Consider the following 18288-nt stretch of genomic DNA (forward strand, 5'->3'; position numbering starts at 1 on the left):
AATTCCACTGCAAAATACCTCCTTTCTATATTGGACTTGCTATATCATATGAAAGGAGATATTAAGTTGCTAGGGCACTCTACCATAAATTAGATTTAAACTAACAATTGAAGCATATAGACGGTTCTTGTTGAAGTAACGGGGGCTTGAGTTGAAAATTCAGTTGCGGCGGCAGCTACTTTTTGTTGTTGATCGACTAACGGATCAGTTTAGTTGAATTAGGATAGGACAATTTAATGTTTCAATTATCCAATCGATTAAGAGACTTAAATAAAAAACTATACCCCTTAACAAAAGGGATATAGAATAGCCTTACGATTATTAGAAGTCTAAGCTGTATTTGAACTATCAATCACGATCCCAGTCATCAGGAGCTACTGCTAAACCACTAAACGAGATTGGTCCTACAACAGCTGCTTCTGTGCCTTTTGTAATATTTTCAGCGGTCACTTGATAAAGATGTGTTCCCTGTCCTACATTCATATCAATAGCTTGGATTGTCACAATATAATTAACCTCTGATGTAGGATCCGATTCTACTCCCTCTTGAGCTCTAAAGATTTCTTTTCCATCACGAAAGATCTTAAATAAAACTTGTGATGTACCACTTACCCCTTGAACGCCTACTGTCGCAATTAATTCTACACTATTTTTATTTGCATTCCTTCGAGGTACAGTTATACGGATAGATGCTAGTACAATACGTTTAGGAGAATGAGGAATTGCAACTTGGTTATTATTGTTAACTTTACGAATTGGTTCTGTTGCTTGATAATCAATAATACGAAACATTATCTCACCCCCTTGATTTTAATAGTATAAAGTATGTGGTTAAGTGATAGTTAGATTGGACAAACAGTTAAAAATATTAAGTTTTATTGCCTTAAAGGATAAAAAACTTTCTTTTCCTAATATGTTTCTGCTGATGTTACAAAAAAATAAGCCCATTTGTAATATACAATAAAAAAGAAGAAATACTATTCAAATAACAATAGGGAAATTTAGAGGTCAAAAGACGATTTACTAATAGTTGAAATTGTGAAGTATTACACTAAAAGTAACGGGTGCTTATGTTTATTAAATGGGTCGCTGCGGCGACTCTTTTCTTGTTCCACTAAGGGGGCAGGTTAGCTTAAAAATTACCCTATCCGCATTTGTCATATAATATTTTAAGAATCAGGACGAATACCCAGGAATTTATCCCCAATATGCATATTCTTAATGTAAGTTAAAGGAGGAGGATGAAAGTGATTCTTAATTATAATGCTTATAGTCCAACATATGAAAGGATTGGTCATGGTCATGGTCCAGGGCATGGTCATGGTTTTGGTGGTCCAGGTATAGGTGCACCTGGTTCTGGCGTTGGTTTTGCTCCAGGTCTTGGTTTTGGCGGACCAGGCTCTGGTGCTGGTTTTGGTCCAGGTCTTGGTTTAGGTGGTCCAGGTATAGGGGCACCTGGTTCTGGTGTTGGTTTTGCTCCGGGTCTTGGTTTAGGTGGACCAGGCTCTGGACTTGGTTATTATCCAGGTCTTGGTTTAGGTGGACCAGGTATTGGCGGATACCCTTACCCTTATTCATCGTACCCGTACCATTAACATTATTAAAATTTGCGGATAAAAGAGTCCAATTAAGAAATACAACTTCTATTACAGGGGGTTCTACAAGAGTAGAATCGCCTGTTTCTTGTTGGGAATGGTGAAGGTTTTTGATTTATGGAAGAAGGAAACTGCATAATGAAAATTTGTACAGACAACCTTAATTTTTTAGATTTAAAAATTTGATAATATCTTCAACATGTTGCTCCTTTTGATAGTTTCTGTATAGGTTACTGGATAATCGAACAGGGTCACCAAAAAAATATCTTTCATACTGGGTTTGCCTTGTACCGAAGGAACTCATTGTAAGATCCCATGCCAAACGAAATAGTTTCACACGGTCCAAAGCATTCATACCATCTGCTTGAAGATATTGGTCGAGCTCTGGTCTAATTTCAGAACCAAAGGCGTTTTCTGTTGGTAAAGAAATCATTCCGCTTGCACCAATGGTTTGTATAATTTCGCTGAAACGAGGATAAACCTTTGGAAAAATGTTACTGGCGACTTGTAATGGTATCATACTTGGACGCATATATCCCCATTGATCTAATTCAGCATCATTTTCTGCCTTTTCTAAGAGGGACTTCATGGTTTCAAGACCAATTATGATTTCGGACAGTTTTTCATGAATATGTTGATATTCCCCAACATTAATCGTATTGACAAGTAGTATAGCCACTCCAAGAATAAACTCAGTTTTTACAATCTGTCTGGTTACCACTTGATGATAGGCGAATTGGTAAAAAGAGCTTTCAGCCAGAAAATCGGTTGCTGCCTCTACATTGTCGTAATAAAATACCCGATCCCATGGTACCAATACATTGTCAAAGACAACAATTGAATCCATTTCTTCATATCTTGAACTTAAGGGATAATTAAAGGAAGATTCTCCCCCCACAAAAGATTCCCTGCAGAAAAATTTTAATCCTTCCGTATTAGATGGAATGGAAAAGGCAAATGCCTCGCTGGGATCAAAAAACACTCTAGGAGCAGAAAAAACTAAAACTTCATCCGTCAAACCACCTTGAGTGGCAAGCAAGCGGGCACCTTTTATCACCAGTCCTTTTTCATTTCGATCGATTACCTTCGCAGAAATGGGCTCATTGGTGAATCCCAAATACACTTGGGAACGATTTACTTGTGGGGTAATAAATGTATGAGTAAATGAGAGGTCGTTTTCCATAGCCCTTTCGTACAAGGCTTCAATATTTTCAGGGAAACAATTTTCCCTACCATTTAAAATAGAGGCAGAGGAGGCAAAGCTCATCACTACAGTATTCATATAATCAGGACTTCTTCCCATCATTCCATGTGTGTTTCTTGCCCAGTATTCCATCATCTTTCTTCTTCTCTTCAAATCTTCTTTTGTTTTTGGCTGCAGATAGGAAATCCCAATTGGTTCTTCTTTACCAGGTAAAAAGAAAGTCATCTCCCCTTTTAGAAAGGGGTCATTTTGTAAATCATAAAGGGAAGCTTTTGCCTTAAGAATTCCTTTAAAAGCAAGATGCTCAGAAATTTCCCCCTTAATTTTTTCACCATCAAACCAAATTTCGTTTTCTAACTTATTTAAACGATCAATAAAATTTTTTCCGCTAATGGTTCCCATTTTTTATTCGCTCCCTTTGGTGAAACACCCCGAAAAATCGACTCGCTAAGCTAGTATCATCTTATTGGATAAGTTGGTTGTTTGTTCATAATGGAAAAGCCTTGTTTTAAATTAAGGAAAATGTACAATATACATCCTGAATTTGCTTTCTCCCATTAGGATGGTGGTAGGTGTGGTTTGATGTATTTTTCGTCCGCATACTTTCCTCAGAAAATTTTAATTAAAGAGCGCTTCCCTCCATAAATTTCTAAAAAATTTTGTAAAGAATGAGTCCAAAAGGAGAAAAATGAATGTTTGGATATGGTTATGGCGGATACGGCGGATGTTGCGAAGTAACGAGTGTTAGAGCTAAAGGTGAAGTTGGCTGATGCGATCTTTGGGGTTGTTTCTCTGACTAGGCAGGTTAGTAAAACTTTAGTTCTCTAAATGCATATAGATACAAAAGGAAACTTTTTAGTTTAAATGAAGGTGAATGGATTGAGTATAGCGGCTTGGTTTGGAGTAGGAATTGGGGTAGCAGCTACAATAGGTTTATTGGGAAAATCGAAAAGAAAAAATAAAAGGGTGCTTCTTCGAAATGAAGAAACACCCTTTTATTATAACAGGTTGCAAGAGTTGAAGTTGAAGCTGCTGTTTTTGGCGGCTTTTCTTATTGAACTAATGGGCAGGTTAGTTTAATAAGACTAATAGTGTATTTTCATTAAGTCGCCTGTTTTATTGATTATAGGATAAGCTCCGTGAAAGTAATGGTAAATAATGGATGCTACAGTCATCTCTGCATAAGCCATTGGCGTCGTGGGTAAAGGAAATAACACAGTCCAGAGCAAAAAAGGGTGGAGGGTAGTGAATAAAGAGCTATTTAAGTTATTGACAGATATACTGAGAGACATTGATCGGATTAAATCATATCTTATACAAACGATAACAATACGTAATGATGGAATCAATTTGCAGGCAACAGAGAGAATCATTAAAAGGTTAGAACGCATTGCACAAGAAGCAGATGATGAATTAATTGATACACTTTTAAGAATCGAGCAAAATTTTGATTTAGAACAGGCGAAATACAGAATAACTAAGGCAGAATCGCAAGTCAGGAATCAACCAAAAGATTGAAGTCGTCCTATAGGGCGGCTTATTTTATTGAACTAAAGGAGCAGGTTAGTGCAACAAGGATTTTTATGGGGATAATATATGAACTAACAATTGAGGAGAGATGAGATTAATGTTATATGAGTTTGTTTTAACATTGGTTTTTACTTATGCAATAGTTACACCCATTAGTTTTGTAGTAAATAAACTCTTATCAAACAGGTCAAAGAGAGGGAAAAAAGTTTACGGAATGCTTTTTGATCAAAGTTTATTAATTGCTATTCTCCTTACCTGGATTGTATAGATATTATTCGACTAACGGGGGCTTACGTTTATTAAGATGTTGCTAAGGCAGCATCTTTTTTCTTATATAACAAACGGAGCAGTATAGTGGAAGAAGGAATAATTTCTTTTCGTAACGAATTACAAGTAAAAATGGTGGTGGTTTCGATGGAAAATTATAGGAACAATGATGACCAAGAATTATACGATACAGTAATTGAGGAATTCAGTATCAACCATCGTAAAAAAAGTATTACCTTCAAAAAATTAAAGCCTATATCTCGTAAGACGGATTTACCTATCTTGTAAAGAAAGGCACTTTTAAACTTCAAAATGTTGTCTATGCTAATATTCCGTATGGTTTTGAATGGGATGAATGGAGTGAATTTTATCGTTCTGCGGTGTTAAACAAATCGAGTGTAATTGACAAGATATCTGCAAAAGTGAAGGAAAATAAAGCCATATGGCATATTTATTTAGGTATTGATTATGGTGTTAATTATAAAGAATTAGATATTGTTTGTTCTGATTACTATTTAACCTTAGAAGAACGAGAGTAAATACTTCACGATGATTTTGATTGGCTATATGAAGGATAACCTTATTCAAGTAACGGGGGCGTTAGTTGAAGTCAGATATGGATGCTTCGATCCTATCTATAAACTATCTAATTTGATATTACAACTATTCCTTTGTTATAATAAACTGTTTATAACATATTGAGGAGGCACATTATTTTAATGTCAATAGAAATAGGAAGTAAGGTTCAAGGGAAAGTAACTGGTATCACTAATTTTGGAGCATTCGTAGAATTACCTGGAGGAACAACAGGTCTTGTGCATATCAGTGAAGTTGCTGATAGCTATGTAAAAGATGTAAATGATCATTTGAAAATTGGCGATATGGTTGATGTAAAAGTGTTAAGTGAGAAAGAAGGAAAGGTTGCCTTATCCATTAAGCAAACCATAGATAAACCTGAAAGGCAATCTTCTTACAAGCAACGTCCTCGCCCTGCTCAAGGAAGAGGGAATGATCTTTCTAAAGGAAACTTTAAACCAAGAGAAACCTTTGAAGATAAAATGTCTCAATTCTTAAAGAGAAGTGAAGAGAGCTTAACTTCTTTAAAACGTAATACTGAAGGAAAACGAGGTGGAAGAGGAGGAAGACGTGGTTAACTTGCTGCGTTTTCGTTTTCATTTTTTCATCATATAGGATAAAGGTGAGCCTATAATCCGGATATCCTTCTTTATTGTGTTGTCATGATTCTTTATGGTTACTAAGAAATAAGATAAACTTTTATTGTTAAACATGCAAAGAGATTTTAAAAAATCAAGAGAATTAGAAATACCTCAAGTGTTCTTAAAAGACCGTTTAGATAAGAAGAAAGTTCCAGAATTAAGGACTCAATGACCAGGTGTATTACCAACGACAGGTAATGCACCTGTTTTTTATAATAAATTAATTACTCCGGAGTTTTCATGATGAAGTTCCTTTCGAAATTTACAATTAAACTCCCATGAAAATAAAAACTGAAAAAAGGCATACAAAATAGACCCAGAAAAACCAGTTTTTAAAAAGAGGCTGGGCCTCATAAAAGTTAGATATAAAATTAGTGGTACATGGCTTGGATTCAGGCCTTTCTCGTTGGAGTAAAATAAGTGCAGCTGGAGCAACAACCAGAATTAGGATTAATCTCCCATGAGTGCTATCCATCAAGGGTGTGACAGTCGGTGGTACACCGTGGTAGTTGGAGTCAGACTAACGGATGGGCTGTAGGCACCATAGTTCAAAGACCTTCTTCTCCAGCATTAAACAGTATAGTCTGCACAGTCTATTTTCATTCTCTGTGGTGAATCGCTGATCTGTGCGATTCATGGATGCTAACCGGGGCTTTAGTACAACAACATTATATTTGTTGTTGTAGATGAGGTCATTTGTTGTACATAAAAAGGATAGATAGAGCATATTTCTACTGTTCATCTATCCTTTTAATTTATTCCTAATAATGTCTGACATTAAATATGAATTAAATGTTTATTAGTGTTTTAGAAATATCTTAACTTTTTTGGGTTCTTTTTTATTTTCTAGCACTCCCCGATTTAACTGATTTCTTCTTGCAGGCATTGCAGACCCGGCCATACCCGGTCTTTAGTTTAGGATTATAAAAGTCTTGAAGATCTTTTAATTCCCCACACTTTTCGCATGATTTCATTTTTTTTTTTTCGATTTTTTTAAACCTCACTGGCTTCCCTCAAGAACGAGCTGGTGATTTTTGCGCTAGCAAAGTGCTTCCTGAGTGCCTGGTCTAGATATCCGACCGGATTCTCCCGGGCGATAAATTTGTTCAGACGGATGAACCCGTAGCCGTAACATTCGATCGTTTTTTGCCTTTCAATATCATCATCACTATAAAGACTTTCGTAATTGAACCGGTCCGCCCCTTCCTTGAAAATGAACTCGTACCCGTCGTACTCGATAATCGTGCTTTTGTTTCCGTAAAGGATCAAAAAGTCGCACCGGTAGGAAGGGATGACGGCCGTTGGGTCGATCTGCTTCATGTAGGCACCGATTGCAAATTGCGGAATAATCTCCACATGCTCCTGACTTTCCTGATAGAAGGAGGTCTCCGTAATCCAGTGCAGTACTTTTTCTTCCTTTGTCGATTTCAGATCAATTTTGCCTCTCAGACTCGCATGATCTTTGTTTTCCAGGTACTGATAGAAGGTACGGAGGGTGTTTCCGGCTTCGCCGCGGATTTCATTCACGGGCTTTGAAAGGACAAATACCGCCTTTTCCTTTACCCGGCTGAATCCGACATTGAGCCTCTGGGCTTTCAAGTTTTCTTCGTTATCCGTAAAACTGACCGGGAAAATGTATTTCAGGCTGTCTTCGCCTTTTCTTTCCACCATTGTGTAATAAATGATATCACGTTCTTCACCTTGGCAACTGTCAAATGTCATCACTTTCATGTGGAATTTCGTCCCGTAATAATGGGCATCCATTGACTCAGATATTTTATTCGAAATGACCACATACCTAATTTGGTTTTAATGCTCATCCATTGCACACAAATTGCACAGACTTATTTTTCTGTATTGTTTTTAATTGATTTAGATTTTCTAAGAGCCTTCAAAATCCTTTATTTAACAGCATTCTATTTACTGTATTGATTTTTATTTTATCTCTATTTTTCTTTAACTTTATTTTGACAAGGAAATTTGTTCTTACATGTTGCTCACATTGATGTTTATTTAATGTTTCCTGAAATACATCAGCAACATCGTTTTGAATGTTAGGTAAAAGATGAGCGTAAATCTCTAATGTAAGCTTAGAATTTGCGGGTCCTAATCTTGCCGAGATTTTTACAACGTCTATGCCACTAGAAATCAAAATGGAGGCATGTGTGTGCCAGATGTCATTAAATTTGTATAGATGTGACTCCTGAGGTGGAAATTAATCTTTTCATTGTCCTTAGTAGATTACACGGATCCTGAACATTTCCCAATCCTGTTGAAATGATTAAATCTTGATCTTGATAAGGATCTTTTAGTTTTGCTTTATCTTTATCTTGGTTGGATTTATGTAATAAAAGCTCTTTAATTACTTCATCGAATATTGGTATCTGTCTTACCGGGTTTTTAGTTTTGGGGTGGTTGTAACATAATCCATAGTTGGAATGTGAGATTCAGTTCTCATAACATAAATAATTTTTTTTGATAAAAGGGGGACAGTTCATATTATAACTATTAATGGATACCCCTAAAGTACTTAACAGTAAATTATATTCTTTTAAATTTAACCTATCATTTTAATAAAGACTTTTAAAGCTTGCAGCTAAATCTGCAGGCTTTTTATATTGAAGAGAAGGATTTACAATCTTCACGCAACCTTGAGAGAAACATTACATTTTTTTAATAACTTATTTACTTTTGGTATGTAATATTAATCTTGTAAAACAAATATAAATAAACATAAAACAAACAAAAAACAAACTCTGGAGGAATGTTCCAATGAGAAAAAGTTCCATTATTAAAATGGCAACTGTAGGAGTTTTATCTGTATCTATATTTACGGGATGTTCAAGCAAAGGTCAAGAACCGAAGAATACTCAAACTTCTAATAAACTTTCAATTGAAGATGTGACGAAGAAAGCAAAACAAGAAGGCGAGGTAAACTCTGTAGGTATGCCGGATTCTTGGGCAAACTGGAAGGGGACTTGGGAAGATATCAACTCAAAATATGGGATTAAACATACTGATACAGATATGTCTAGTGCGGAAGAGTTAGCAAAATTTGAATCTGAAAAAGGAAATGCAACTGCGGATATCGGCGATGTAGGAGCTGCCTTTGGTCCTTTAGCAAAAGAAAAAGGCTTAACACTTCCATATAAAACATCGTATTGGAATGATGTTCCTGCCTGGGCAAAAGATAAAGATGGAGACTGGATGATCGGTTATACCGGTACAATCGCGTTTATTACAGATAAAAACAATGTAAAAAACCCACCAAAGTCATGGAAGGATCTTGAAAATGGCACTTATAAAGTAGCCATTGGAGATGTTTTAAAAGCAAGCCAGGCCCAATTCGGAGTATTGGCTGCAGCTTTTGCAAATGGCGGGGATGAAAAAAATATTAAGCCCGGTGTAGATTTCTTTGAGAAGCTTGCAAAGCAAGGCCGTCTTCAAACTAACGATGTAAAGTTAACAGCACTAGAAAAAGGTGAAGTTGATGTAGCAGTCGTTTGGGATTTCAATGGGCTTGGTTATCGAGATCAAGTTGATAAAACCCGATTTGACGTTGTGATCCCGAAGGAAGCTTCCGTAATTTCAGGTTATGCATCAGTTATAAACAAATACGCAAAGCATCCCAACGCTGCAAAGCTTGCACGTGAGTATATTTTTTCAGACGCAGGACAAGCGAACCTGGCCCGTGGTTATGCCCGCCCAATTCGTGAAAATGTAAAATTGCCGGAAGATGCCAAAGCAAAATTACTTCCAAATGATATGTACAAAAATGTTAAACCTGTCAAAGATGCGAAAGCATGGGAACAAAGTATGCAGCAGCTGCTTTCTTTATGGCAGGAGAAAGTGTTAATAAATGTCAAATAAACTTGCCTTTATTATGCTCGATGGTATGCGTTTTGATACGGCTGTTTCACAAATGGGCTATATGCAGCATCTGATTGAAATGGAAAAAGCCTCACGGTTTAAGGTGAAGTCTGAACTGCCAAGCTTATCCCGACCTCTATATGAGGTGCTATTAACGGGTACACCTGTTTATGAAAATGGGATTACATCAAATCAAACAATTCGATTGTCTCATGAAGAAAGTTTGTTTCACCTAACCAAGAAAAACGGATTAAAAAATGCCACAGCATCTTATTACTGGGTGAGTGAGCTCTATAATTCTGCCCCGTTTAACCAGATGACAGACCGAATACAGTTAGACACCGATAAACCGATTGAGCAGGGCATTTTCTATTGGGAAGACCATTATCCGGATTCACATTTATTTTCGGATGCCAATTTTTTGCTGGATAGGTATGAACCGGATTTCCTGTATGTCCATTCAATGAATATCGATGATGATGGCCATAAGTTTACAGCTGATTCAAAAGAGTATCGGAATCGTGCCATTGCCGCAGATGTTGTTTTGGCAAATATACTTCCAAAATGGATGAATGCGGGCTATCAAATCATTGTAACAGCTGATCATGGCATGAATAATGACGGGCAGCATGGCGGCACGACAACAGCTGACCGGGATGTTCCCTTATTCATAATCAGTGACAAACTGTCATCAGGTATTTATGAAGAAGTAATTCCTCAGCTGCAGGTTGCGCCTTTAGCATGCGAGCTATTGAATATACTGCCGTCTAAAGTTATGCAAAAACTGTCCCTTCCCAACTTGAAAAAGGCGTCTTCTTAAGAAGGCGCCTTTTGTCTTAATAGGGTTAGACATTATTGATTCAAACAGATAAAAAAGGGGTTTTCCAATTGAAACGAATAAATGGAATGCTTTTGTCTAGTCTCTTGCCGTTTCTTTTGATGGTTGTTTTGTTTTTGTTTGTTCCGTTGATTTTTATGATATATGGAAGCTTTCAAGCAGATGGAAGAACAGGACTTTCTTTGAACCAGTATGCAGAAATTTTTCGAAATGCTTATTACCACCAAGCCTTTAAAAATAGTATTCTGATTTCGTTTCTCTCAAGTTTAATAGCTATCCTTTTCGCCATATTCGCAACCTATTCGATAACGCGTTTTTCTAAAAACACTCAAAACCGTGTGTTGATTTTTGCAAACTTAACATCCAATTTTGCAGGAATACCATTGGCTTTTGCCTTTATTGTTCTTTTAGGAAACAGCGGTTTGTTTACCTTGCTGTTTAAGCATTTCGGCTGGGAAACGCTTAGTTCCTTTAATGTTTACTCCTGGTCAGGACTCGTTCTTATATATATCTACTTTCAGCTTCCTTTGGCGGTTATGCTTCTTTACCCGGTTTACCAGGGGATACAGTCGCAATGGAAAGAAGCGGCTTCCCTGCTGGGTGCTAGCCCGCTGCAGTTTTGGCTTCGGATTGGAGTACCAGTTATCCTGCCGAGTATTGCAGGTACGTTCAGTATACTGTTTGCCAATGCGATGGGAGCATATGCATCCGCTTATGCTTTGACAGGAAGCACTTATAATCTGCTCACAATACGAATTGGAGCATTAACCACCGGAGATATTTTTGCAAAACCAGAACTCGGCAGTGCCATTGCGGTGTTATTGGGAATAACCCTAGTAGCCGCCATGCTCATAAATGAGTGGTTAACCCGCAAGGTTCGGAGGGATTTATCTTGAAAATAAAACGTCCATTTTATCATTATCTGACGATCGGGGCAGTCCTTCTCTACTTGATCGTTCCGCTTCTTGGAACACTAATTTACTCATTCTCCACACAATGGCATAAGACCATTTTGCCTGAAGGCTTAACCTTTCACTGGTACAAAGAATTGTTTGGTGATTCAGTATTTTTAAAAGCAATGGGACGGTCACTTATCCTTTCATTTGGCGCGACGGTCCTTTCACTTGTCATCATGGTACCGACTATATTCTCGATTGTTGTGTATGCACCAAGGCTTGAGAAGTTTATACAATCCTTAATTGTTCTGACCTACGCGATGCCAGGAGTCATCATTGCTGTCGGGTTAATTAGAGCTTATGCGAACAGTGGAATTTCTATGGTAGTTGTAACAGTGGGTGCCTATTTTGTCGGCATTCTTCCTTATATGTATCAGGGAACACGAAACAGCTTAAGGAACATTCATGCAGTATCGCTTATGGAGGCAGCAGAAATTTTAGGGGCTGGCCAATTCACCGCGTTTCTGAAAGTCATTTTGCCAAACATTATGACTGGCATTCTGGTTTCCTCACTGCTGTCATTTTCAATATTATTCGGGGAATTTGTGCTGGTTAACCTTTTGGTAGGAGGAAGCTTTGAAACCATTCAGGTCTTTTTATATAAAAAATTAAATGTTAGCGGACATATAGCAAGTGCGATTGTAGTCTGCTACTTTATTTTAATCTGCATTCTTTCAGTCGTAATTGTAAAAGTGACTCGGTCAAAAAAGGAGACGGTGTAATATGACTTATGTAACTGTTGAAAAAATTAACAAGTCTTTCAAAGGGCAAACGGTGCTGCATGACATCAACCTCTCATTTAAACAAGGTGAATTTGTTACCCTACTGGGACCAAGCGGTTGCGGAAAAACTACATTGTTGCGCATTCTTGCTGGCTTAATCGACCCCGAGCAAGGTGTAATCAAAATAGATGGAAAAGATGTGACTCATGTAAAAGCAAAGGACCGGAAAATCGGAATGGTTTTCCAATCATATGCCCTTTTTCCGAATATGACTGTCGCTGAAAATATAGCTTTTGGCCTAAAAATGAAAAAACTTGATAAGGCGGCCATTCAGAAAAAAGTCGCTCGGATGGTGGAATTGACAGGATTATCAGGCAAGGAAAATTCCTATCCAAGGGAATTATCGGGAGGCCAGCAGCAGCGTGTGGCCTTAGCCAGGTCCATTGTTACGGGACCAAAGGTATTACTCCTTGATGAGCCATTAAGTGCCCTCGATGCACAGATACGGAAAAATCTGCAAAAACAGCTGCGTGCTATCCAGAAGGAACTAAACATGACAACGGTGCTTGTAACGCATGATCAGGAGGAAGCAATGGCTGTAAGTGACCGAATTTATATTTTAAATGAAGGCTATATTGCACAAAGCGGTACGCCTCATGAAATTTATACGAAGCCTGTAAACGAGTTTGTTGCAAGATTTATCGGAAACTATAATGTTTTCAAAGGGGAAGAGTTATCGCTTTTAACTCGAGGAACGGAATTCCCGCACAAACTGTATGCAGTAAGGCCTGAGGCATTCACCTCACAAATGATTGATAATGGTCTGGAGATTATTGGTAAAGTTGATAAGGTGATGATGCTAGGAAACGTAACCCGTTATGAACTTTTTTCGAATGGTGTTTCCGTAACAGCGGAACACTTGCACAAATCGAATGAGGACATACAGGAAGGAACATTGAAAACTCTATATATTGATAAAAAGGATGTGATTTCTCTGGCATGAGCCTCTTGGTAACCGAACGCCATGATTACATTCTAAATCAACTAGAGCAGAAGAACAAAATACTGGTAGCTTCCCTGGCAATAGAATTAGGGGTTACCCCTGAAACAATCAGGAGAGATCTTGATCTTTTGGAAAAAGAGAAAAAACTGCAGCGGGTACACGGCGGTGCAGTTAAGCATCAGCAAACAAGGAATGAACCACATTTCTCAAAAAAAATGAATGTAAGAGCCTCGGATAAAAAGGCAATAGGACACAAAGCAGCCGAGTTTATCAAGGATGGAGATACCATCATGATTGATATTGGAACCACGACGGTCCATCTTGCCTATTCGATTTCGGATGTTCAGGGTGTAACTATTGTAACCAATTCACTTCCTGCCGCAGATATATTGAACCACCGGTTAGAAAATAAGGAATTTGAAGGTAAAGTCATCGTACTTGGCGGAGTTACGATTCCTGAACAAAAATCGATTGTGGGTGCATTGACTTGCAAGATGCTTGATTCTTTTCGTTTTGACAAAGTCTTTTTATCGTGTGGAGGATTCACCCTAACGGATGTAAGCGATTATGATTTGGAGGAATGCCTTGTTTCAACTGCGATGGTTGAGAGGGCGAACCAGGTTTTTTTACTCTCCGATTCTTCTAAAATCAATCAGGAATCCTTCTATAAAATATGTCCATTAACAACAATAGACAATGTGATTTGCAATCAAGACATGCCAAACTTTTGGAAAGAAAAGGACATGGATACCATGCTTCAATGGATTACAGTCAAAGGTGGCGAAAAACATGAAGGTTGACTATCATTTACATCTTGAAGAAGGCCCCTATTCATTCCGCTGGATGGACCGGACAAATCAGGCTTTAAACTATTTCCTGCCGCTGGATGAAATGCCCCACACTCAGGGGTGGCTGGAGAAAAGCATGGAACGTTTAGCTAAGAGAATGGAAAAAGGGGCATACGACGCTTCGTGGATTGATCTTTATTTAATAGAAGCGAAACGAAAAGGCCTGAGCGAAGTAGGAATAGTCGATCATTTATACCGTTTTAAGGAGACCAGGGCTTATTTTGAAAAAAATCTAGACCTGAGCGATTCGGAAATTGGCACAAAGCAGCGAATTTGGCTCAATCAGGTTATGACCGAATCAATGGGTGATTTTGTTAGAGCTATTTCTAAAGCCAAGAAGAGATGGGCAGATGAAGGCATCACTCTTCGCCTGGGGATTGAAGCAGACTATTTTCCAGGGAGCGAAGAGGAACTGAAAGACCTTCTTGGCAATTATGAGTGGGATTACATAATCGGCTCTATTCATTATATATATGGGTGGGGATTTGATAATCCTGATACCCAGGAAGAATTTAATAAATACCCATTAATAGATTTATATAAAGACTTCTTTAGCGTAGTGGAAAGGGCAATCCGCAGCAGAATATTCCAATTTGTAGCTCATTTGGATAACCTGAAGGTTTTTAATTACCGTCCAGACGAAGTCTTGCTTTTACCTCATTATGAAAGAATAGCAAAAGCACTAATAGAAACAGATACGGCTACAGAGATAAATGCCGGTCTTTATTACCGTTATCCTGTAAAAGAAATGTGTCCTAGCCCGGCCTTTTTGAATGTTTTAGTAAATGCCGGTGTGAGTTTTACGACTTCATCTGACTCTCATTTTCCAGATGATATTGGAGTATTTATTGATCAAAATACACAAACCCTTCTAGAAAAAGGGATAAAGGAAATTGCAACCTTTAAAGAGAGACGGCGGGAGATGAAGGCGATTGGTTTAATGAAAGAAAACTAAATTAACATTCTTCAAGGGTGCTTCTTATGGAGGGAGCCTTTTTGGGTTAAATATACCCATACCTACCACCTGCCTCTGTTTTACAGACGGCCCATTGCACAGTTTTGTTTTATGAAAATTCAAAAAAGTAAGCAGATTATCCTCAACTATGATATAATAATGAAAAAATAACTAAGGCAACGAAGCCCTTTTCCTCTTGGAATGGGGCTTTTTCTTTTTTAGGAGGTACTATACATGACTGAGGAAAAAAAGCGATTTATTCAAGAATTTGTCCCTGGTAAACAAATAACATTAAGCCATTTGATTGCTAATCCAGAAGTAGAGTTATTTGAAAAGTTAGGGATACAAAAATCAGGTTCTATTGGCATTTTAACGTTGACTCCAAGTGAAACTGTCATAATTGCCGGAGATTTAGCCACAAAGGCTGCCAATGTGTCAATTGGGTTTTTGGATCGTTTTACGGGAAGCTTGGTTTTAATAGGCAGTGTATCTGAAGTTGAGATGGCGATGAGGAGAATCAATCAATTCTTATCAGAAACACTTGGCTATACTCCTGCTGCTATTACGATGTCATAGGAGGTGGGGTTATGTTTACGACTTCGAAACGTGCTATGTTGATTGGATCAATTGGTTCAGGCAAATCCACCCTTACAAATGCCTTATTGGGACGAAAAGTGGAGGCTGTGAAAACACAATCCCTTCATTATTATGACTGGATTGTCGATACACCAGGTGAATATACGGAAAATCCTCTATTTTATAAATCCATTATGGCAACGGCACTGGAAGTAACGCATGTATTATTTATTCAAGACCCCACAAATCTAAAAATAACGTTTCCTCCTGGTTTTTCTTCAGGAATTCCAAAATTAGCAATTGGGGTAGTTACAAAGGCAGATTCAGAGAAGGCTGATATTGAACAAGCCGTGGCTAAATTAAAGAAATCAATGGTTCAGGGACCTATCGTCGTTACATCCTCTTATAAACATCAAGGAATTGAAGAGATTAAAGGCTTGGTTTCGTGTAATTCCTATAAAGAAATGAAGGAGTATTGCGAAAGTGTGGAAAGCTTGTGTCTTTTTTATTAGGTAAGCCTTTTCAAATAACAGAATATTTTGTATAATATTCCTAACAAATTAATAGGAATTTTAGGCAAAGGCGCCTATCCGCATAGAAGATCTATGTAGATTGGTGCCTTTTTTCATAAAGGGGCATCATCACATGATCAATTTTAAACGGGAAATATCAAGGCTTTGCAAAATGTATACTTCTTTACCTGAGAAAGATATCGAGATTCTCGAAGAAAAAAGCAAGTCATTACAGATGATTGCAGATCTTGCCCAAGGGAATGTTTTTATTGATTGTGCAACTGAGGACCCTGAAACAGCCATTGTGGTCGCGGAAGCGGTTCCGACGACGGTTCCTTCACTATACCAGGGGCGGGTTGTTGGAAAAAAAATCTTATACTCGTATGAGCCAGCAGTTTACAAAGCCTATCATAGCGGGAAGCCGGCAATGATGAATCGTGCTTTGACACATGAAGGGTCGCATGTCTGTCAAAATGTTACTCCAATTAAAAATGATGAAGGCTCTGTAATAGCTTTATTAATTTTGGAGACAGACATTACTCAGCAAGTTGAGCAAGAACACGAGCTTGCTTTGTTATCAGAAACAACCGCTGAATTTGGGCGAACATGGGACATCGTTTTGAAGGACCAAATGATACCTGATTATTTGGAAGAGGCATTAATCCTTTTAGGGGAAGATGGTGCCATCCAGTATGCCAATAATTTTGCAATAGGCCTCATAAAGGAACACAATCCTATTCAGCAAACGAATTTAACGAATCAAAACATACTTGCGATTTTACCGTTTATTGATAAGGCGGATTTTACCCATCAAGGGATTACGCAACGCGAAGTGAGGAGCATGGAAAAGGTTTTTATTCTCCGTTCAATCTGTTTACTGAATAAAAAGGCGGATTCCAAACGAATGCTGCTCTATATTCGCGATATCACAGATTTACGCGATAAGGAGCGACAACTGATGGTGAATCAGGTAGTGATTAAGGAAATTCACCACCGGGTCAAAAATAATTTACAAACGGTAGCTAGCTTGCTCCGCATGCAAATGAGACGCGGTGTACCGGAGGAAACAAAACTTTTATACCAGGAAAGTCTAAACCGTATTACCAGTATTGCTGCAGTACATGATGTGCTTTCCAGCAGCGGGCTTGAAAAGGTAAATATGGTGCACATAATCAAAAAGATAACAACAGGACAAGTGTTTTATCCTTATCAGCCCAACTGCTCTGTTGCAATTCACTTATGTACTGAAGAGGAAATTGAGCTCCATTCGTCTCAAGCAGTATCCTTGGCTCTGATTGTAACGGAATTGATTCAAAATTGTATGAAGCATGCTTTTATTGAACGTTCCACCGGCAATGTCACGATACACTTTAAGCAAAATGGCCGATCTATTGAACTTGGAGTAATTGATGATGGGAATGGGATGGACAATGACATAGAGACAGATCATTTAGGGATTGAAATTGTAAAAAACCTTACAAATTATGACTTGAATGGAGAGTTTAAATTTTTACAGAATTGCGAGCAAGGGACGGAGGCATGGGTGACATTCCCTAATAGAGAGGATTGAATAGACATGGGCAAATTAAGAATAATGGTTGTCGAAGATGAGTCAATCTTACGCATGGATATTAAGGAAATGTTAATAGAAGCCGGCTACCATGTAGTAGCAGAAGCGAATTCAGGGGATAAAGCGATTGAATTAGCCGCCCTTCACAGACCTGACCTAATTGTAATGGATATCAAAATGCCCAGGATGAATGGTATTAAAGCAAGCCGTATCATCTATCAGGCGTACCAGATCCCAGTTCTTCTGCTGACTGCATACAGTGAGCGTGACCTGGTGGAAGAGGCCAAGAATGCACATATCCTTGGATATCTGGTAAAACCCGTATCGGAACGAGATCTTATTCCAGCTGTTGAAATTGCATTAGCCCAAGCGAGCCGATTAAAAACGATGGCAAACGATATTAAAAAAATGGAAGAGAAAATCGAAGATCAAAAGCTGATTCAGCGGGCCAAAGGAATTCTTATGGAAGTATACCAGGTAAGTGAGGAGCAAGCGTTTAAAATTTTACGATCCTATAGCATGAACAATGGTAAATCGATGAAGGTAGTGGCGGATTCGATTATTATCCATAGACGATTGGAAACCGATGTCACTGCAGTTTAATGATAAAAGCATAAAAATAGGC

Annotated in this window: 20 protein-coding genes; 17 read left to right on the forward strand and 3 right to left on the reverse strand. The window is 38.1% G+C overall.

Features of this window, described 5'->3' with window-relative positions; translation table 11 throughout:
- Positions 1–348: 348 nt before the first annotated feature.
- Positions 349–792 carry an exosporium protein C gene (locus G8761_RS22990; protein ID WP_166030286.1) on the reverse strand — a complete coding sequence of 148 codons (444 nt, stop codon included), beginning with the start codon at positions 790–792 and terminating at the stop codon, positions 349–351.
- 455 nt (positions 793–1247) lie between these two features.
- Here G8761_RS22990 and G8761_RS22995 point away from each other — a divergent pair, with 455 nt between their 5' ends.
- On the forward strand, positions 1248–1595 hold the full coding sequence (locus G8761_RS22995; protein WP_166030287.1) for a hypothetical protein: 348 nt from the start codon (positions 1248–1250) through the stop codon (positions 1593–1595).
- A gap of 160 nt (positions 1596–1755) precedes the next feature.
- Here the strand turns inward: G8761_RS22995 and hpaB are convergent, their stop codons facing one another.
- Positions 1756–3201, reverse strand: a complete 1446-nt coding sequence (gene hpaB, locus G8761_RS23000; protein ID WP_166030288.1) for a 4-hydroxyphenylacetate 3-monooxygenase, oxygenase component — start codon at positions 3199–3201, stop codon at positions 1756–1758.
- A gap of 477 nt (positions 3202–3678) precedes the next feature.
- On the opposite strand from hpaB, the gene G8761_RS23005 reads away from it, so the two are divergent.
- From G8761_RS23005 to G8761_RS23025, 5 genes are all read left to right on the forward strand, one after another.
- On the forward strand, positions 3679–3879 hold the full coding sequence (locus G8761_RS23005; RefSeq protein WP_166030289.1) for a hypothetical protein: 201 nt from the start codon (positions 3679–3681) through the stop codon (positions 3877–3879).
- Between the two features lie 165 nt (positions 3880–4044).
- Complete coding sequence (locus G8761_RS23010) at positions 4045–4317, forward strand: hypothetical protein (protein ID WP_166030290.1); 273 nt, start codon at positions 4045–4047, stop codon at positions 4315–4317.
- Positions 4318–4417: 100 nt separating this feature from the next.
- Positions 4418–4597, forward strand: a complete 180-nt coding sequence (locus G8761_RS23015) for a hypothetical protein (protein ID WP_166030291.1) — start codon at positions 4418–4420, stop codon at positions 4595–4597.
- Between the two features lie 86 nt (positions 4598–4683).
- Positions 4684–4884 carry a hypothetical protein gene (locus G8761_RS23020; protein WP_166030292.1) on the forward strand — a complete coding sequence of 67 codons (201 nt, stop codon included), beginning with the start codon at positions 4684–4686 and terminating at the stop codon, positions 4882–4884.
- Positions 4885–5315: 431 nt separating this feature from the next.
- Entirely contained in the window at positions 5316–5750 is a 435-nt protein-coding gene (locus G8761_RS23025; RefSeq protein ID WP_166030293.1) for a S1 domain-containing RNA-binding protein, read from the forward strand.
- A gap of 1056 nt (positions 5751–6806) precedes the next feature.
- On the opposite strand, the gene G8761_RS23030 is transcribed toward G8761_RS23025, so the two are convergent.
- Positions 6807–7577, reverse strand: a complete 771-nt coding sequence (locus tag G8761_RS23030; RefSeq protein WP_476638938.1) for a hypothetical protein — start codon at positions 7575–7577, stop codon at positions 6807–6809.
- Between the two features lie 1008 nt (positions 7578–8585).
- Here G8761_RS23030 and G8761_RS23035 point away from each other — a divergent pair.
- The 11 genes from G8761_RS23035 (at position 8586) to G8761_RS23085 (ending at position 18266) form a co-directional block, all read left to right on the forward strand.
- Positions 8586–9683 carry an ABC transporter substrate-binding protein gene (locus tag G8761_RS23035; RefSeq protein ID WP_166030295.1) on the forward strand — a complete coding sequence of 366 codons (1098 nt, stop codon included), beginning with the start codon at positions 8586–8588 and terminating at the stop codon, positions 9681–9683.
- The gene (locus tag G8761_RS23040; protein ID WP_166030296.1) at positions 9673–10503 is read left to right on the forward strand and encodes an alkaline phosphatase family protein; all 831 of its coding nucleotides are present in this window, start codon (positions 9673–9675) and stop codon (positions 10501–10503) included. The genes G8761_RS23035 and G8761_RS23040 overlap by 11 nt, the downstream gene beginning before the upstream one ends.
- An 86-nt stretch (positions 10504–10589) precedes the next feature.
- Positions 10590–11417, forward strand: a complete 828-nt coding sequence (locus G8761_RS23045) for an ABC transporter permease (protein ID WP_166030331.1) — start codon at positions 10590–10592, stop codon at positions 11415–11417.
- Positions 11418–11419: 2 nt separating this feature from the next.
- Positions 11420–12199 (forward strand): ABC transporter permease subunit, encoded by a 780-nt coding sequence (locus G8761_RS23050; RefSeq protein WP_166030332.1) that lies wholly within the window; start codon positions 11420–11422, stop codon positions 12197–12199.
- A gap of 1 nt (position 12200) precedes the next feature.
- On the forward strand, positions 12201–13202 hold the full coding sequence (locus G8761_RS23055) for an ABC transporter ATP-binding protein (RefSeq protein ID WP_166030297.1): 1002 nt from the start codon (positions 12201–12203) through the stop codon (positions 13200–13202).
- Positions 13199–14002 (forward strand): DeoR/GlpR family DNA-binding transcription regulator, encoded by an 804-nt coding sequence (locus tag G8761_RS23060; protein ID WP_166030298.1) that lies wholly within the window; start codon positions 13199–13201, stop codon positions 14000–14002. The genes G8761_RS23055 and G8761_RS23060 overlap by 4 nt, the downstream gene beginning before the upstream one ends.
- Positions 13992–15005, forward strand: a complete 1014-nt coding sequence (locus G8761_RS23065; RefSeq protein WP_166030299.1) for a histidinol phosphate phosphatase domain-containing protein — start codon at positions 13992–13994, stop codon at positions 15003–15005. Before G8761_RS23060 ends, G8761_RS23065 begins: the two co-directional genes overlap by 11 nt.
- A gap of 234 nt (positions 15006–15239) precedes the next feature.
- Complete coding sequence (gene eutS / locus G8761_RS23070; protein WP_166030300.1) at positions 15240–15581, forward strand: ethanolamine utilization microcompartment protein EutS; 342 nt, start codon at positions 15240–15242, stop codon at positions 15579–15581.
- A gap of 11 nt (positions 15582–15592) precedes the next feature.
- Positions 15593–16093: a EutP/PduV family microcompartment system protein gene (locus G8761_RS23075; RefSeq protein ID WP_166030301.1), complete on the forward strand. Its 501-nt coding sequence runs from the start codon at positions 15593–15595 to the stop codon at positions 16091–16093.
- A gap of 133 nt (positions 16094–16226) precedes the next feature.
- Entirely contained in the window at positions 16227–17663 is a 1437-nt protein-coding gene (locus G8761_RS23080; RefSeq protein ID WP_166030302.1) for a sensor histidine kinase, read from the forward strand.
- Between the two features lie 6 nt (positions 17664–17669).
- On the forward strand, positions 17670–18266 hold the full coding sequence (locus G8761_RS23085) for an ANTAR domain-containing response regulator (RefSeq protein WP_166030303.1): 597 nt from the start codon (positions 17670–17672) through the stop codon (positions 18264–18266).
- Positions 18267–18288 lie beyond the last annotated feature (22 nt).

Origin of the sequence: Neobacillus terrae (assembly GCF_011393025.1) — a bacterium.
In the GTDB taxonomy this organism is placed as follows: Bacteria; Bacillota; Bacilli; order Bacillales; family Cytobacillaceae; genus Neobacillus_A; species Neobacillus_A terrae.

What these genes read in the sequence shown, in the direction of transcription:
- G8761_RS22990 (WP_166030286.1), bottom strand. Translation starts at nt 792, where the DNA reads ATGTTTCGTATTATTGATTATCAAGCAACAGAACCAATTCGTAAAGTT.
- hpaB (WP_166030288.1), bottom strand. Translation starts at nt 3,201, where the DNA reads ATGGGAACCATTAGCGGAAAAAATTTTATTGATCGTTTAAATAAGTTA.
- G8761_RS23015 (WP_166030291.1), top strand. Translation starts at nt 4,418, where the DNA reads ATGAGATTAATGTTATATGAGTTTGTTTTAACATTGGTTTTTACTTAT.
- G8761_RS23025 (WP_166030293.1), top strand. Translation starts at nt 5,316, where the DNA reads ATGTCAATAGAAATAGGAAGTAAGGTTCAAGGGAAAGTAACTGGTATC.
- G8761_RS23030 (WP_476638938.1), bottom strand. Translation starts at nt 7,577, where the DNA reads ATGGATGCCCATTATTACGGGACGAAATTCCACATGAAAGTGATGACA.
- G8761_RS23035 (WP_166030295.1), top strand. Translation starts at nt 8,586, where the DNA reads ATGAGAAAAAGTTCCATTATTAAAATGGCAACTGTAGGAGTTTTATCT.
- G8761_RS23040 (WP_166030296.1), top strand. Translation starts at nt 9,673, where the DNA reads ATGTCAAATAAACTTGCCTTTATTATGCTCGATGGTATGCGTTTTGAT.
- G8761_RS23045 (WP_166030331.1), top strand. Translation starts at nt 10,590, where the DNA reads ATGCTTTTGTCTAGTCTCTTGCCGTTTCTTTTGATGGTTGTTTTGTTT.
- G8761_RS23055 (WP_166030297.1), top strand. Translation starts at nt 12,201, where the DNA reads ATGACTTATGTAACTGTTGAAAAAATTAACAAGTCTTTCAAAGGGCAA.
- G8761_RS23060 (WP_166030298.1), top strand. Translation starts at nt 13,199, where the DNA reads ATGAGCCTCTTGGTAACCGAACGCCATGATTACATTCTAAATCAACTA.
- G8761_RS23065 (WP_166030299.1), top strand. Translation starts at nt 13,992, where the DNA reads ATGAAGGTTGACTATCATTTACATCTTGAAGAAGGCCCCTATTCATTC.
- eutS (WP_166030300.1), top strand. Translation starts at nt 15,240, where the DNA reads ATGACTGAGGAAAAAAAGCGATTTATTCAAGAATTTGTCCCTGGTAAA.
- G8761_RS23075 (WP_166030301.1), top strand. Translation starts at nt 15,593, where the DNA reads ATGTTTACGACTTCGAAACGTGCTATGTTGATTGGATCAATTGGTTCA.
- G8761_RS23080 (WP_166030302.1), top strand. Translation starts at nt 16,227, where the DNA reads ATGATCAATTTTAAACGGGAAATATCAAGGCTTTGCAAAATGTATACT.
- G8761_RS23085 (WP_166030303.1), top strand. Translation starts at nt 17,670, where the DNA reads ATGGGCAAATTAAGAATAATGGTTGTCGAAGATGAGTCAATCTTACGC.